The sequence below is a fragment of the Streptomyces sp. NPDC088261 genome, from assembly GCF_044740805.1.
In the GTDB taxonomy this organism is placed as follows: domain Bacteria; phylum Actinomycetota; class Actinomycetes; order Streptomycetales; family Streptomycetaceae; genus Streptomyces.
Genome location: NZ_JBIURL010000001.1, coordinates 773,329 through 788,543 on the forward strand (window position 1 = coordinate 773,329; position 15,215 = coordinate 788,543).

At 71.3% G+C, this 15,215-nt stretch carries 15 protein-coding genes; 10 read left to right on the forward strand and 5 right to left on the reverse strand.

All coding sequences use genetic code 11. From position 1 onward, the window contains the following. Positions 1-36: 36 nt before the first annotated feature. Positions 37-951: a LysR family transcriptional regulator gene (locus ACIODU_RS03375; protein ID WP_401763282.1), complete on the reverse strand. Its 915-nt coding sequence runs from the start codon at positions 949-951 to the stop codon at positions 37-39. Between the two features lie 122 nt (positions 952-1,073). Here ACIODU_RS03375 and ACIODU_RS03380 point away from each other — a divergent pair, with 122 nt between their 5' ends. The 4 genes from ACIODU_RS03380 (at position 1,074) to ACIODU_RS03395 (ending at position 4,557) form a co-directional block, all read left to right on the forward strand. Further along, positions 1,074-1,196, forward strand: a complete 123-nt coding sequence (locus ACIODU_RS03380) for a putative leader peptide (protein ID WP_272925754.1) — start codon at positions 1,074-1,076, stop codon at positions 1,194-1,196. A gap of 181 nt (positions 1,197-1,377) precedes the next feature. Then, complete coding sequence (gene ssuE, locus ACIODU_RS03385; protein WP_401763539.1) at positions 1,378-2,004, forward strand: NADPH-dependent FMN reductase; 627 nt, start codon at positions 1,378-1,380, stop codon at positions 2,002-2,004. A 112-nt stretch (positions 2,005-2,116) separates the two neighbouring features. Beyond that, positions 2,117-3,322: an SfnB family sulfur acquisition oxidoreductase gene (locus ACIODU_RS03390; protein WP_356417912.1), complete on the forward strand. Its 1,206-nt coding sequence runs from the start codon at positions 2,117-2,119 to the stop codon at positions 3,320-3,322. An 83-nt stretch (positions 3,323-3,405) separates the two neighbouring features. After that, the gene (locus ACIODU_RS03395; RefSeq protein ID WP_401763285.1) at positions 3,406-4,557 is read left to right on the forward strand and encodes an LLM class flavin-dependent oxidoreductase; all 1,152 of its coding nucleotides are present in this window, start codon (positions 3,406-3,408) and stop codon (positions 4,555-4,557) included. Between the two features lie 84 nt (positions 4,558-4,641). On the opposite strand, the gene ACIODU_RS03400 is transcribed toward ACIODU_RS03395, so the two are convergent. Both ACIODU_RS03400 and ACIODU_RS03405 read right to left on the reverse strand, forming a co-directional pair. After that, positions 4,642-5,343, reverse strand: a complete 702-nt coding sequence (locus tag ACIODU_RS03400; protein ID WP_401763542.1) for an NADPH-dependent F420 reductase — start codon at positions 5,341-5,343, stop codon at positions 4,642-4,644. Position 5,344: 1 nt separating this feature from the next. Beyond that, positions 5,345-6,496 carry a mechanosensitive ion channel family protein gene (locus ACIODU_RS03405; protein ID WP_401763287.1) on the reverse strand — a complete coding sequence of 384 codons (1,152 nt, stop codon included), beginning with the start codon at positions 6,494-6,496 and terminating at the stop codon, positions 5,345-5,347. A 396-nt stretch (positions 6,497-6,892) separates the two neighbouring features. On the opposite strand from ACIODU_RS03405, the gene ACIODU_RS03410 reads away from it, so the two are divergent. From ACIODU_RS03410 to ACIODU_RS03430, 5 genes are all read left to right on the forward strand, one after another. Continuing rightward, positions 6,893-7,375, forward strand: coding sequence for a hypothetical protein (locus tag ACIODU_RS03410; RefSeq protein WP_401763290.1), 483 nt, complete (start codon positions 6,893-6,895; stop codon positions 7,373-7,375). Between the two features lie 159 nt (positions 7,376-7,534). Beyond that, positions 7,535-8,335 (forward strand): VOC family protein, encoded by an 801-nt coding sequence (locus ACIODU_RS03415; RefSeq protein WP_401763292.1) that lies wholly within the window; start codon positions 7,535-7,537, stop codon positions 8,333-8,335. A gap of 79 nt (positions 8,336-8,414) precedes the next feature. Beyond that, positions 8,415-8,882, forward strand: a complete 468-nt coding sequence (locus ACIODU_RS03420; protein ID WP_401763295.1) for a signal peptidase II — start codon at positions 8,415-8,417, stop codon at positions 8,880-8,882. A 1,264-nt stretch (positions 8,883-10,146) separates the two neighbouring features. Then, positions 10,147-10,836 carry a polyprenyl diphosphate synthase gene (gene uppS / locus ACIODU_RS03425; protein ID WP_401763298.1) on the forward strand — a complete coding sequence of 230 codons (690 nt, stop codon included), beginning with the start codon at positions 10,147-10,149 and terminating at the stop codon, positions 10,834-10,836. Continuing rightward, on the forward strand, positions 10,833-12,308 hold the full coding sequence (locus ACIODU_RS03430) for an oxygenase MpaB family protein (RefSeq protein ID WP_401763300.1): 1,476 nt from the start codon (positions 10,833-10,835) through the stop codon (positions 12,306-12,308). Before uppS ends, ACIODU_RS03430 begins: the two co-directional genes overlap by 4 nt. 484 nt (positions 12,309-12,792) lie before the next feature. Here the strand turns inward: ACIODU_RS03430 and ACIODU_RS03435 are convergent, their stop codons facing one another. Both ACIODU_RS03435 and ACIODU_RS03440 read right to left on the reverse strand, forming a co-directional pair. Continuing rightward, the gene (locus ACIODU_RS03435) at positions 12,793-13,266 is read right to left on the reverse strand and encodes a carboxymuconolactone decarboxylase family protein (RefSeq protein WP_401763303.1); all 474 of its coding nucleotides are present in this window, start codon (positions 13,264-13,266) and stop codon (positions 12,793-12,795) included. 147 nt (positions 13,267-13,413) lie between these two features. After that, on the reverse strand, positions 13,414-14,340 hold the full coding sequence (locus tag ACIODU_RS03440; protein ID WP_401763306.1) for a hypothetical protein: 927 nt from the start codon (positions 14,338-14,340) through the stop codon (positions 13,414-13,416). Positions 14,341-14,540: 200 nt separating this feature from the next. Between ACIODU_RS03440 and ACIODU_RS03445 the strand changes: the two genes are divergently transcribed. After that, positions 14,541-15,185 (forward strand): dihydrofolate reductase family protein, encoded by a 645-nt coding sequence (locus ACIODU_RS03445; protein ID WP_356430231.1) that lies wholly within the window; start codon positions 14,541-14,543, stop codon positions 15,183-15,185. Positions 15,186-15,215: the final 30 nt, after the last annotated feature.

The window sequence follows — 15,215 nt, forward strand, 5'->3', positions numbered from 1 at the left end:
GCTGCCGGGTGAGGTGACGGTGGGCTAAGGGGCGGATCACCGGGTGGTGGTGTGGGTGTACGTCCTGGCGCTCTTCACGAAGATTTCGTGGAGGGCGCGGGACGCCGTGGGGGTGGGGCCCGAGAGGGGGCGGTGGAGGACCAGGAGGACCGCCGTGTTCTCCGTGGCCAGGGGGCGGTGGGTGATCAGGCCGGAGCGTTCCAGGGGGTCGCCGGTGACGCTGAAGTCCGGGAGGATCGTCGTGCCCAGGCCCTCGGCGACCATCAGTTTGCCCATCTCCGCGCCGTCCGTGGAGTACGAGAACGTCGGGCTGCGGCCCGCCAGCAGGCGGTGTACGTAGCGGTGCATCACGTACCCCGGGCGCATCACGATGAGGGGCTGGGCCAGCAGGTCGGCCACCGAGACCGTGCGCCGGGCGGCCAGGGGGCTGTCGGTGCGGACGCACGCCACCGGGCGGCCGCGCAGCAGTTCGGTGGTGTGGAGGCCCGTGGGCTTGTCGTCGCCCTCCAGGTAGTTGACCAGGCCCAGGTCGAGGCCGCCCTCCAGCAGTTCGCGGTGGATGTCCGCCTGCTGGGCGCCGATGACCTCGATCTGGGTCTCCGGGTGGGCGGCGCGGAACTCCCGGATGGTCGGGACGAGCAGCGGGACCGTGGCCGCGTTGACCGTACCGAGGCGGAGCGTCCTGCTGGTCCGGTGCTGGTCGTCGGCGGCCCGGCGCAGCCGGTCGACCGCGTCGAGGACGCCGACGATGTGCGGCAGCAGCTCACGGCCCTCCGCGCTGATCTTCGCGCCGGAGCGGCGGCGGTCCAGGAGGTCGACGCCCAGTTCGCGTTCCAGATTGCGGACGGTCTCGCTGAGGGCCGGCTGGGAGATGTGCAGGGCTTCCGCCGCGCGGCGCAGGGAACCCAGCCGCGTCACCGCTTCGATGTATTCGAGCTGCTCTATTCGCATCGGCGATTTCGCCTTTCAGCCCCCACGGGAACCTTTCAGCCCCCACTGGAAGGTAAACCCTATCACCACGTCGTGGATACCGAATCGACCCGTGCGGGAGGGCACGAGTAGGCTCCTGTGCCATGGGTCTGTTGAATATGCTGCGAGGCGGTGACGTGCTGATGAGGGATCTGCGAGAGCTGACCCGGCGCCGTCATGTCGATCTCGTACGCGTCTCCAGTGCCCTCTGTCTGCGCACGGGCTGAGTGCTGGGAATTTCCCTCCCCCGTCTGTACGGCTATTGACGGTGCGCGCGCCGGTTTCCGGTGGCGCCCGGGGAGCGCGGATTTTCCTCCCTTTTCTGCTGTCCGCCCACAGCCGGCCGTTCTGTTTAACGAGATATTCATGAATCTCGTCCTCGCGCCCTCCCTTCCCGAGGTGAATCCCATGGCCACGATCCTCTCCGTCTCCGGCAGTCCGTCGCCCACGTCCCGTACCGCCCGGCTGCTCCGGCATCTGGACGGCCGTCTCACCGGCCAGGGCCACCACGTGGTGCCGCTCGACGTCCGTACGCTGCCCGCCGAGGCCCTGCTCGGCGCCGACTTCGGGCATCCGGCGATCGCCGGGGCCCGGCGGCTGTTCGAGGAGGCCGACGGGGTGGTCATCGGGACCCCCGTCTACAAGGCCGCGTACTCCGGCCTGCTGAAGACCCTGCTCGACCTGTTGCCGCAGTACGCCCTGACCGGCAAGACCGTCCTGCCGCTGGCGACCGGCGGCACCACCGCGCACGTGCTCGCCATCGACTACGCCCTGCGGCCCGTGCTGTCCTCCATGGGGGCCGCGCACATCGTCCAGGGCTGGTTCGTCCTCGACCGGCACATCACCGTGCTGGACGATGGGGGCGTGGTCGTGGATCCCGAGTCGCGGGAGGCGCTGGACCGGGTGGTGGACCAGTTCTCGCTCGCGTTGCGGCCGGGCCGGGGACGGTCCGGCGGCGCCCCGGCGGACGCCGTGCCGACGGGCATGGTGTCCGCGGAAGCCGCGCAGGCCGGGGCCGTGGTCGTGGCCGCGTGACGCCTTCCCCTCCTGACCACGGCCGCTCCGCCCGCCGTACCGATCCCCGTACCGATTCCCATACCGACTCCCGTTCTGCCCGCTGAACCGTTTCTCTCCCGGAGGCCGTACCGTGACCGCACCCCAACCCCCCTCGCCGGCGCACGTGATCACCGGCGAGGCCGAAGCCCTCGCCGTGGCCGCCGAGCTGGCCGACGCCTTCCGGGCCGGTGCCGGGCAGCGGGACGCGGACCGCACCCTGCCGTACGCCGAACTCGACCGGCTCTCCGCCTCCGGCCTCCTCGGCATCACCGTGCCCCGCGCCCACGGCGGCGCCGACGTGTCCGCCCGTACGCTCGCCGAGGTCTTCCGGCTGCTGGCCACGGGCGACGCGAGCCTCTCCCAGATCCCGCAGAACCACTTCGTGTACGTGAACGTCCTGCGCCGGCAGGGGACTTCGGAGCAGCAGAAGTTCTTCTTCGGCGAGGTGCTGGCCGGGCGGCGGTTCGGCAACGCGCAGTCCGAGCGCGGTACGAAGCACGTCCAGGACATCCGTACGAGACTGGTCCCCGAGGCCGACGGCTCGTACCGGCTCACCGGCGAGAAGCACTACTCCACCGGCGCGCTCTTCGCCGACTGGATCCCCGTCCTGGCGCGCGCCGAGGAGGACGCGCTGCACGTCGCGTACGTACCGAGGGACGCGCCCGGCGTGACGGTCGTCGACGACTGGGACGGGATGGGGCAGCGCACCACCGCGAGCGGGACGGTCCGCCTGGACGGGGTGGCGGTGCCGGCCGACCGGGTCGTACCGCACCACCTCACCTTCCAGGGGCCGCAACTGCACGGCGCCGTCGCGCAGTTGCTGCACGCGGCCATCGACGCGGGGATCGCGTCGGCCGCGCTGACGGAGTCGGCCGAGTTCGTCCGTACCAAGAGCAGGCCGTGGTTCGAGAGCGGATACGAGACGGCGGTCGAGGACCCGCTGCTGATCCAGCGGTTCGGTGAACTGTCGCTCCAGGTACGGGCGTCGGACGCGCTCCTCGCGGCGGCGGCCGGCGCGGTGGACACGGCCGCGGCCGACCTCACCGACGACACCGCCGCCGAGGCCTCGATCGCGGTGGCCGCGGCGAAGGTGCAGGCGGCGACGGCGGCGGTGGAGACGAGCAGCGCGCTCTTCGAGGTGGCGGGGACGCGGGCGGCGCTGGACAGCCTGAACCTGCACCGGTTCTGGCGCGACGCGCGCACGCACACGCTGCACGATCCGGTCCGCTGGAAGGTGCAGCACCTCGGCCGTTACGTCCTGAGCGGGACGCGGCCACCGCGCCACGGTCTGCTCTGAGGCGGGGGGACCCGCCGTTCCCGTCCCGTCCTGTTCGTCTCCGTCCTCGTCTTCGTCGCGTACTTCGTTTCCTGGAGAGTTCCGTGAGTCTCACCTTCCACTGGTTCCTGCCCACCTACGGCGACAGCCGCCACGTAGTCGGCGGCGGCCACGGCCTCCCCGCGGGCGCGGCGGGCGGGCAGCGGCCCGCCGATCTCGGCTACCTCACCCAGATCGGCCGCGCGGCCGAGCAGTTGGGGTTCGTCGGCGCGCTCACCCCCACCGGCGCGTGGTGCGAGGACGCCTGGCTCACCACGGCGATGCTGGCGAGCGAGACGGAGCGGCTGAAGTTCCTGGTCGCCTTCCGGCCGGGCTTCGTGGTGCCGACGCTGGCCGCGCAGATGGCCGCGACCTTCCAACGCCACGCGCCCGGGCGGCTGTTGCTCAACGTCGTCACCGGCGGGGAGAGCCATGAGCAGCGCGCGTACGGCGATTTCCTCGACAAGGACGCCCGTTACGCGCGTACGGGGGAGTTCCTGTCGATCGTCCGGGACCTCTGGCAGGGCGAGACGGTGACGTTCAAGGGCGAGCATCTCCAGGTGGAGGAGGCGAAGTTGGCGCGGGTGCCGGACCCGGTGCCGCCGGTGTACTTCGGCGGGTCTTCCCCGGCGGCCGGCCTGGTCGCCGCGCGCCACAGCGACGTCTACCTGACCTGGGGCGAGCCGCCCGCGCAGGTGGCCGAGAAGATCGAGTGGATCCGCGGTCTCGCGGCGAAGGAGGGCCGGACCGTGCGGTTCGGCATCCGGCTGCACGTGATCACGCGGGACACCGCCGACCAGGCGTGGGCCGAGGCGCGGCGGCTGCTGGACGGCTTCTCGCCGGACGCGATCAAGGCCGTACAGGCGGGTCTGGCGCGCAGCGAGTCCGAAGGGCAGCGGCGGATGCTGGCCCTGCACGGCGGCAGTACGGACGGGCTGGAGATCTCGCCGAACCTGTGGGCCGGGATCGGTCTGGTACGGGGCGGCGCGGGGACGGCGCTGGTCGGCAGCCACACCGAGGTGGCCGAACGCATCGAGGAATACAGCCGGTTGGGCATCGACGAGTTCATCATGTCCGGCCACCCGCACGTGGAGGAGGCGTACTGGTTCGGCGAGGGCGTGCTGCCCCGGCTGGCCGAGGCGGGACTGTGGACCCACCCGGCGGCGGGCGCGGGGGGTCCGGTGTCGGTTCCGTTCGCGGCGGAGGTGGGGCGCTGACGCGGGCCCCGTCGGCGGGGCGGTGCGGGGGCGGCTCCGGTGATACGTACGGTCGGAGCCGCCCCCGCCACGCTGGGCGCACGCTCAGCGCTGCGCTGCCGCCAGGGTCTCGGCCACCTCGGCCGCCGGCGCCGGGGCGGCCTCGCGCTGCATGAAGTTCACGTCACGCTCCTCCGCGTACGGCCTGCCGTACGAGTCCGTCCCCGGCCCGAACCGCCAACTCTCCGCGAGCGGACCCGCGTCCACCGCGTCAAAGCCCAGGGCGTCCAGCAACTCCGTTGCCCGCGCCTTCCCTTCCGCGTCGTCCCCGGCGATCGGCAGCGCGCTGCGGTCCGGTGCGCCCTTCGGCCGGGAGAGGACGGCGAGGTGCTTGAAGTAGATGTTGTTGAACACCTTCACGACCTGCGAACGCTCCAGGTGCGCCTGGAGCAGTTCGCCGCTTGTCGTCGTCCCCGCCTCCAGCTCGGGCAGGATCCCGTCGCGGTCCGCGTAGTAGTTGTTCGTGTCGAAGACGGTCTTCCCGACGAGCGGTTCGACCGGGACCTGTTGGTACGCCTTGAGCGGGATCGTCACCACGACCCAGTCCCCGGCGGCCGCCGCCTCCGCCGGAGTGCCGGCCGAGGCGCGCGGGCCCAGCTCCGCCACCAGGTCGGCGAGGGTCTCGGGGCCGCGCGAATTGCTGACCACGACGTCCAGTCCGTTCGCCACCGCGATGCGCGCCAGCGTGCTTCCGATGTGTCCGCTGCCAATGAGTCCAAGAGTTGCCATGTGTACGGCAACGGGCAGGTCAGCTGTTCTGTTCCAGCGGTTTCCGCGGGACCTGCGATTCCTGCGGTTCCTGCGGTTCCTGTGGTTTCCGCTGTTCTCCCTGCTCCCCCTGTTCCCGGCGCGGGCGCGGGATGGCGGCGTTCTCCTGCCGGCGCATGATGACGGTCCGTCCCGGTACGGGGATCTCGATGCCCTCGGCGCGGTAGCGCCCGTACAGAGCCTTGATGAACTCGTGTTTGATCAGGTACTGGTCGCCGAACTCCAACGCCCGCAGGATCACCGTGAAGCCGATGCCGGCCTCCGTGAACGTGTGGAAGCGGACGAGCGATTCGTGGTCGGGGACCCCGCCGGCCACCTCGGCCATGATTTTCCCGGCGACCTCCTTGGTCACCTGCTCGACCTGGTCGAGATCGCTGCCGTACCCGACCGCCACCTGGATGAGCAGCGACATCTGCTGCTCGGGGCGGTGGTAGTTGGTCATGATCGTGCCGGCCAGCTTGGAGTTGGGGATGATCACGAGGTTGTCGGAGAGCTGCCGTACCACCGTGTTGCGCCAGTTGATGTCGACGACATAGCCGTCCTCGCCGCTGCTGAGCCGTATGTAGTCGCCGGGCTGGACGGTCTTCGAGACCAGGATGTGCACCCCGGCGAACAGGTTGGCGAGGGTGTCCTGCATGGCGAGCGCGACGGCCAGGCCGCCCACGCCGAGGGCGGTGAGGAGGGGCGCTATGGAGATGCCCAGGGTCTGCAACAGGACCAGGACACCGATCGCCAGCACCGTGACGCGCGTGATGTTGACGAAGATGGTCGCGGAACCGGCCACCGCGGACCGGGACAGGGTCACGGACTGGACGAGGTCGGCGATGACCCGGGCCGCCGCGAGGGTGGCGGCCAGTATGAGCAGTGCGACCAGCACCTGGTTGACGTTGTGGCCGACGGTCGGGGTGAGCGGGAGGGCGGCGGCGCCGGCGGAGGCCGCCAGGGCGAACGCTCCCCAGGGCGCGAGCAGGCGCAGGGCGCCGACGATGATGTCGTCGCCGCCCCAGCGGGTCCGGGTCGCGCGCTCGCCGAGCCAGCGGAGGGCGAGGCGGAGGAGCAGTCCGGCGCCGAGTCCTATGGCGATGGCGGCGCCGGCGATGAGCAGGTCGTGCCAGGTGAGCGCACGGTTCACCGGTGGTCTCCCGGTGCCGGGCGGGTCGGGCAGGCCGGACGGACCGGACGGGTCCCGGGGCGGGGGGACGGGGGCATGCCGGAGGGGGGCATCGGTGCATCACCTGTTCGTTCAGTGGGGGTGAGGGGGTGAGGGGGTACGGGGGAGGAGTGGGGGCACGTCGGCGGGTGGAGCGGGGCGCCTCGGCGTGCGGTGCCATCCTGCCGTATCCGGTGTGATGTTCAGCCCGCAGATCCCTTTGTACGGGCGCCCCGGGCGGCGGGTGGCCGGGCGGGCACGGAGAGGTGTGCGCGAGTGCCGTGCGGGGCGTGCGCCGGGGTACGGAGAGGTGTCCGCGCCGCCGTGCGCGCGCCGCCGCCGTACCGTAGGACTACCGGCCGGAGGAAGGTTCGTGCGATGGCCTCGCAACGCAATACCAAGCTGCCCGTGGTGACGGAGGCGGAGCAGGCTGTCCGCGCGGCCGGGGGCCGGCGCGCCACGTTCCACCAGCGGCATGTCAGGCGGGGGAACTGGTTCGCCGACTGGGCCGGCAGACTCGGCGGCTCGGACGTCTACATCGGCATCACGGGCAAGGAACCGACCGCGCGGAAGGTACGGCTCCTCCTGGACGACTGGATCTTCGAGGACGTGTCCACGAAGGATCTGGGCGGGGTGCTCACGGAGATCTTCCACGCCGGGGCGGCCCGCGGCGGCCCCGCGCAGGGCGCGACGATCAGGGCCAAGCGCCTCTACCTGCTCTTTCCCGCGCAGGTGCTGAAGGTGCCCGTCGGCCGTTCCCGCTACTCCGCCACCAGGAAGCCGCCGCCGGACGCGGAACTGTCTCCCTGGGAGCGGGCCCTGCTGGTGGAGAGCGACGGGCCGGTGGACGGCGGCGCCTGAGGCCGGTGGGCCGGCGCGCGCCACGGTCACTTTGCGGGTCACCCCGCGGGCCTCCGCGCGCGGGCGGCTCCCGGACTGACTACCGTAAAAGTACGGACAAATTTCCTTTATCGCGCACATGCCGAACCCATGTCTCACCTCACTGAGGGGGTAAGGATCATGACCGAGTATCCGGAAGGCGCGCCGTGCTGGGTGGACGCCATGTTCACCGACCTGGAAGGCGCCAAACACTTCTACGGGGACGTACTGGGCTGGACCTTCGGGGAGAGCGCGTCCGAATACGGCGAGTACACGCAGGCCTACTCGGACGGGAAGGCCGTCGCGGCCGTGGTCCCGCCGATGCCGGGCTCCGAGGGAGAGTCGTACTGGTGCCTCTACCTGTCCTCGCCCGACGTCGTGGCGACGGCGGAGAAGGTGAGGGCGGCGGGCGGCGAGGTGCTGGCGGAGCCGATGCGGGTCGGCGACTTCGGGTCGATGACGCTCGCGAAGGAGCCGACCGGCGCGGTCTTCGGCGCCTGGCAGCCGGGGCAGCACAAGGGCTTCGAGAAGCAGGGTGAGCCGGGCGCGTACGCCTGGGCCGAGGTCTTCACACGGGACCCGGCCGGGACGGACGCGTTCCTGCCGCAGGTCTTCCCGTACGAGGCCCAGTCCATGGCCGACGAGCGGATGGACTTCAAGGTCTTCAGCGTCGACGGCAAGAAGCGGCCCGTCCTGGGCCGGATGAGGATGGGCGAGGACTTCCCGCCGGACATGACGTCGTACGTGAACGTCTACTTCGCGGTCGGCGACTGCGACGGCACGGTGAAGAAGGCCGTGGAGCACGGCGGGAAGCTCCAGTTCGGCCCGATGGACACGCCCTTCGGGCGCTTCGCGGCACTCACGGATCCGCAGGGCGCGAACTTCTCGGTGATCGACACGTCGCGGACGGAGGGCGAGATGCCGAAGCTGTCGGACGCGTAGCCGGACTGCCGTCCGGTCCACGTACGCTCGGTGAGGGACAGGGGCGAGGATCGGGCGGTGTGCGGTGCGGCGGACGTACGTGTTGTGGGCGACGGCGGCCGCCGGGCTCGCGGTGGACCAGAGCACGAAGGCGCTCGCGGCGGTGTTCGTGGAGGGCCACGAAGCGAGACGGGTGCTCGGTGGGGCGGTGACGTTCACGGCGTTCCGCAACTCGGGGGCGGCGGGTTCGTTCGCGCCGGACGCGACGCTCGTCTTCACGTTCCTGGCGATCGCGACGGTCGTCTTCATCGCCCGGGTGGCCCCTTCGGTACGGTCCACCGGCTGGGCGGTGGGCCTGGGGCTGGTGTTCGCGGGCGCGGGCGGCAACCTCGCGGATCGGCTGTTCCGGACGCCGGGGTTTGGGCGGGGGGCGGTTCTGGACTTCGTCCAGGTGGGGGGCTCGGGGATCTTCAATGTGGCGGATCAGTGTGTGACGTTGGGGGCGGCGCTGATCTTGGTCCAGACGTTCAGGGGGGTGCGCTTGCGGGGCGGTCTGGGGGTTCGGTGACGGGCCTGGGGCCGCGCTTTGTCCTCGCGCCGGACGGGCGTCTGCGCTGCGGTGGGGGGCGCGGCTTCCTTCTTTGTCCTCAATCGCCGGACGGGCTTGGTTTTGGCGTCTGCCCGGTGCGCGGGCGCGGCTTACTGATGTCCTCAAGCGCCGGACGGGCTTGATTTTGCCCGCTGCGGGCGGGTTGCGTATGCGCGGCTTGTCGCCGGGGGCCGGGCAGGGGTCGTGTCCTGCACTGCATGTTTTACGTCGCGTGCGCGCCCTCGTTATTGCGTAACGGTAGTCATGCGACACAAAACACGCTTTACGTTCCGGACACGACCCCTGCCCGTCCCCCTTCCAGGCCCGCGTACAAGCAACCGACGGCCCGTCGGGCGTGGGCGGGACAGGGGTGTCCCGCACCCGGGGGCAACCCGGGCCCGCAACCCGGAGACGCCTCCAGCCCGTCCCGACGCCCCCCCGACCAGCCCGGACGCCCCTCTCCAGCCCGTCCGGACGCCCCCTCAGCCCGTCCGGCGTTTGAGGACATCCTTGACCCGCACCGGCGCACCGCGCGGGGGCACACCCCAGCCCGTCCGGCGTTTGAGGACATCAGTGAGCCGCGCCCGTGTCCCGGGCGGCAGGGACCCCCGGTGCGGGGCGGGTCGTTGAGTTCACCCTCGGCGTGAGGGGGGTGGGGTCGGAGGAGGTGCGTGTGTCCGGACGTAAAGCGTGTTTTGTGGCGCATGGCTACCGTTAACGAAACAAGGGCTTGCACGCGCCGTAAAACATGCAGTCCGGACATACGTGCCTCCGGAGGCCCCGCCCCCCGTCACCACGACAAACCCAAGCCCGTCCGGCGATTGAGGACATCAGTAAGCCGCGCCCGCGCCCCGGGCAGACGCCACAACCCAGCCCGTCCGGCGCTTGAGGACAAGCAGTGGGCCGCGCCCACCACCGCGCCGCACACGCCCGTCCGGCGCGAGGACAAGCAACAAGCCGCCCCCCCCCCGCACCGCGCCGCGGCCCCGCACCGTGGAATAGGACTGGCGTCCTGGGGATGAACATCCCCGGTTCACGCCACGCCCCCGCCCCCGCCCCGGCAACCTGCTCGGTGTGGGAGAACCGCGCGGCGACAGCCAGGAGATCGTGAGTGACGGGTGAAGGACTCGGCGGCACCGCAGCCCGACCGGCAGCCCGACCGGCAGCCCAGCCGGCCGCCCGCCCGGCCCCCCGCCCCCCGCAGGCCGGCGCAAGACCCGTCCCCCGCCACGTCGCATGCGTCATGGACGGGAACGGCAGATGGGCCGAGCAGCGCTCCCTCCCGCGCACCTCCGGCCACCGCGCCGCCGAGACGACCGTCATCGACGTCATCGAGGCCGCACGGACGGCCGGCGTCGAGTGGCTGAGCCTCTACGCGTTCTCCACCGAGAACTGGCGGCGCCCCCACAGCGAGATCGACTACCTCATGCGACTCGTGCGGCGCGTCGTGCGCAAACACGCCCCGCTCCTCCACGCCCGCGGCATCCGCTGCCGTTTCCTCGGCGTGGCGGACCCGAGGATCCCCGCACCGCTCGCCCGGGACTTCGCCGACCTGATGACGCTGACCGACGCGAACCGTGGCATGACGCTCACCGTGGCGTTCGACCACGGCGGGCGCCGGGACATCGTGGAGGCGGCGCGGTCCCTCATCCGCAGCGGGGTGCCGGCCGAGGCCGTGGACGAGGAGTACTTCGCGGCCCATCTGCCCTTCCCCGACACGCCCGACGTGGACCTGGTCATCCGGACCTCCGGCGAACAGCGCATCTCCAACTTCATGCTCTGGCAGGTGGCCTACGCCGAGTGGATCTTTCCGCCCGCGCTCTGGCCCGACTTCCACGCGCCGCACTTCCTGGAGTGCCTGCGCTCCTACCAGCAACGCGAGCGCCGCTTCGGCGGCGTGACACCGTACGCGAACGGAGAACCCCACCCGTGACGGACACCGGCACACGCACCAGCGGCCCCCACGACGACGCCACCCGGCCGGCCCCGGAGTCGCTCTTCGGCCCCGACTCGCAGTTCCACCGCTTCTTCAACGACCCGCGCTGGGCGCTCGCCATGGTCAGGGCCACCGTCCTGGAGGCCGCGCACCCGCAGATCGGCGCGGCCCTCATCGACAACTCGACGTTCGTGGCGCATCCGTGGCGACGGCTGCGCAACACCCTCGTGAGCCTCCAGCGCATGTTCGGCGACGACGAGGACACGCGGCAGCGGGAGGCGGCGCGGCTGAACCGCCTGCACGGGCGGCTGAGCGGTACGGACGCGCGGAACCGGCCGTACGACGCGATGGACCCGGAGGTCCGCGCCTGGGTGGTCGCGACCCTCTTCGAGAGTTCCGTCACCATGTGCCGGCTGAGCGGGCAGCCGCTCGACCGGGCCACCATGGAGCAGCTCTACGCCGAATTCCAGGCGTTCCTGGGGGCGTTCGGGGACCGGGCGGGTCATCTGCCGCCCGCGTTGCCGGAGTTCTGGCAGTACTACGACCACATGGTCGAAGAGGTGCTGGAGAACACCGAGGCGCTGCGCATCATCCTCTACAAGCTCTTCGACCACCTGCCGGCCCCGCCGCTGCTGGACGGCCTGCCCACGGTGTGGGCGGCGGGCCGCGCGGTGGCCGGACCCGTCCTCGGTACGATCACGGTGGCGTCCCTCCCCGAACCCTTCCGCCGGCGCGCCGGACTGCCCGAGATCCCGGGCGCCCAGGCGCTGATGCAGAGCGCGTACCTGGCCGCGGGCCTCGCGCGCTTCCTGCCGGACCACTGGCTGCGGACCGACCAACTGACCAGCCTGCTCTACCTGTCGCCGGACAGCGACGATCCCGAGGCCGCGTCGCTCACGGCGTTGCGCGGGCGGATGCGGCGGGCGGGCGCGCTGTTCCGGCTGGTCACGCCCTTTCCCGTACAACATGGGCCGGTTGACGTATCGGGCGCGCAGAGCAAGGCCGGGGAGTTCTTCGCCGAGGTGCTGGACCAGACGGGCGACGGTTACCTGGACTGGCCCGATCTCGCCGCCATGGCACGGGAGTTGTCGTCCCGCCTGGACCTGGACGAACCGGAGGAGACCAAGCTCTACAACGCGTACGCGGAGTGGTGGCGGGAACTCCAGACCGCCCTCGACACCGACGGCGACGGCCGGGTGAGCCGGGAGGAGTACGCGGCCGCCGTCCCCTCGCTCGCGGGCCCCGCGCTGATCAGGGTTGCCGAGGTGCTCTTCACCGTCACGGACGCGGACGGCAACGGCTCCATCGACGCGACGGAGTACCGGGCCCTGTTCCGGACGGGCTTCCACCGTACGGTGACGGGCACGGCCGCGACGTACTCCCGCGCGGCCTTCGTGAAGGACTTCCTCTCCTTCATGTCGGGCCGCCAACGCTCCACGGCCTTCGACCCGTTGCTGGCGGGCGCGTAGGCGGGAGGCGACAGCTTCTTCGTCCTCACCTTCCGCCGTCGAAAAAGGGCAGGAGTGCGGGCGCCGAGTCGGTCGCGGTAGTGGTGTTCGCCACCGCCGAGGAGGGCGATCGCCACGACCGCGGAGATCACCGCTCTCACTATCGCCAGCGAGGACAGGGCGAGCGCGGTGACGGCCCCGCAGGCCGACGCGAGGGTGGCCCGCCCTCCCGCGACGAGGCCGTCGGCCTTCAGGTACCTGGTCCAGAGGCGGACGCCGAGTGCCACGAGCACGACCAGCAGGATCGCGGCGATCCCGGCTTTCGCCAGGTGGTGGCGGACCCAGTAGTCGACAAGGTTCTCCAGGCGCCGGGGAAACCACTGGTACAGGCCCCAGACGTGAAGCTGGCGCGTACCACGTACCCCACTCCCCCTCCGCGCAACGACGGGCCGTCAGTCCCGCCGGGCTCCCGGCCGGGCGTCCCCGGCCGGGTGCCCCTGGTCGGCTAGGCGAACTGGCCCGGCCGGTAGTCGCCCGCCGGCTGCTGGAGGATGACGTTTGCCCGGTTGAAGGCGTTGATCACGGCTATCCCGCCCACCAGCGCGGCCAGTTGCTCGTCGTCGTAGTGCTTGGCGGCGTTCGCCCAGACCTCGTCGGAGACCCCGCCGGCCGCGTCGGCGATGCGGGTGCCCTCCTCCGTCAGCTCCAGCGCGGCCCGTTCGGCCTCGGTGAAGACCGTGGCCTCGCGCCACACCGCGACCAGGTTGAGCCGTACCGACGTCTCCCCGGCGGCGGCCGCGTCCTTGGCGTGCATGTCGGTGCAGAAGCCGCACCCGTTGATCTGGCTGGCGCGGAGCTTCACCAGCTCCTGGGTCGCGGCGGGCAGTGTCGAACTCTGAAGCACCTTTCCCGCCGCGATGATGTGCTTGAAGACGTTGCCCAGGGTCGGGCTGCTGAAGACGTCGAGACGGGCACTCATGGTGATCTCCTCTGCCGTGGCCGGCGTCGGTGGACGGCGTCCGTTTGCCGGTGCCGTGCTTACACCCGTACGACGGAACGGCTCGATGAGATGTGACACGGACCGGCCCCTGCGTGAACAGACGGAAGAAGGCCCTGCTCCAGGTCGTCAAGTCCGCGCGCGATGTGTGCCGTAAACCTGTGCGTCATGCGGGAGTTCCAGCACCGGGCGCTGGAGGAGGTAGAGGTCCCCGCTGTCCGGGTCGCCTATGCGGACGAACAGCTTCGGGTGGGCCGGGGTGCCGAAGATCTCCCACGTGACCGTGGGGCAGGTGGCGGCGGACACCGCCACCTCCTGGGCCCATGGTCCGTCCCCCGGGTCGTACTCCCAGCTCCCCGTGCCGGTGCACTCGTGCGTCACGGGATCGATGAAGTCGTCCTCGAACGTCCGGACGCCGGTCGCCGTCGCCGTGCCGTCCGCCGTGAGGACGAGCGTGCCGCCGCTTCCGTCGGACCACGTCCCGGCGAGCTGTTCCGTGCTCAGCCGCGGGGGCTCGTACCCGAGCCCGGCGTACAGGCCGAGGCCGGCGAGCGTGACGGCGGTGACGACGGCGAGTGTTCCGTACAGCACCACCCGCCCGAACATCGCTCCGCCGGAGACCCGCGGGCGGTCCGGCAGCAGCAGCCGGCGGGCGACCAGGGCGGTGACGGAGAGCGCCGTCGTCATGCTGAGCCACAGGCCGAGGCGGGGCAGAAGACCGGCCTCCGCGAGCGCCGCAGGCAAGGCCAACACCGTGGCCGCCGTCGCCGGGACCCACCACCACGCCTCGCGCCCCGCGAGCCGGCGGCCGAGCCACGCGGCCATGACCAGCACCGGCATCACCAGGCCGACCGACAGCAGGGCACCGAGGACGGCCCCGGCGACCGCCAGGAGCGGCGCCGCCACGATCAGGAGCAGGACCGCCATCGGGTTGTACGGAAGCCCCGGGTTCTCGTACGTCTGCTCCCGTACGGCGAGCGCGATCGCCCCGATCACGGCCTCGACGGTGAACACCGACACCGAAGCCGCCAGCACGGCACCGAACCTGTCCCTCACGCGCACCTGTGGCCGGGCTTGTACCTGCTCCGGCTTTTTTGAACGCATTCAAATCCCCCTCCCGCCCCGCATCCTCCTCCATGCGAACGGGAGTCCCGCACCCGGGTCCTTCCCCAGGACTTCACCCGGCGCGCCCGGCGATGAGTTACCCCGGCCCGGACGGTCTCGTTACCGTTGTCGCCCGATCACAGGAGGAACACGTGACGCAGCTGCTGAGGGTCCAGAACTTCAATGTGTCGAGTGACGGGATCGGTGCCGGTGAGGACCAGACCCTGGAACGGCCGTTCGGGCATGTGGACCCGGGGAGGCTGTTCGCCTGGGCCGGGGCGACGGCGAGCTGGCCGATGCGTACCGAACCCGGGGGCACCCGGGGCCTGGACGACTACATCACGCGGGACTACGCGCGCAACATCGGCGCCGAGATCATGGGCCGCAACAAGTTCGGGCCCCAGCGCGGTCCCTGGGAGAACCACGAGTGGCAGGGCTGGTGGGGCGACGAGCCCCCCTTCCGGACGCCGGTGTTCGTCCTGACCCACCACCCGCGCCCCTCGCTCACGCTCTCCGACACCACGTTCCACTTCGTGGACGCCGACCCGGCCACGGTCCTCGGACAGGCCCGCGAGGCGGCGGGCGGCAAGGACGTCCGGCTCGGCGGCGGGGTGACCACCATCCGGGAGTTCCTGGACGCCGACCTCGTCGACACTCTGCACGTGGCGGTCTCCCCGCTGGAGTACGGCTCCGGACTACGGCTCTGGGAGTCCCCCGACGAACTGCTCGACCGCTTCCACCTGGAAGTCGTCCCCAGCCCGAGCGGGGTGAAGCACCACCTGTTCTGGCGGAAGTGACCCTGCCTCCGGACGGAACCGCCCCGCCCA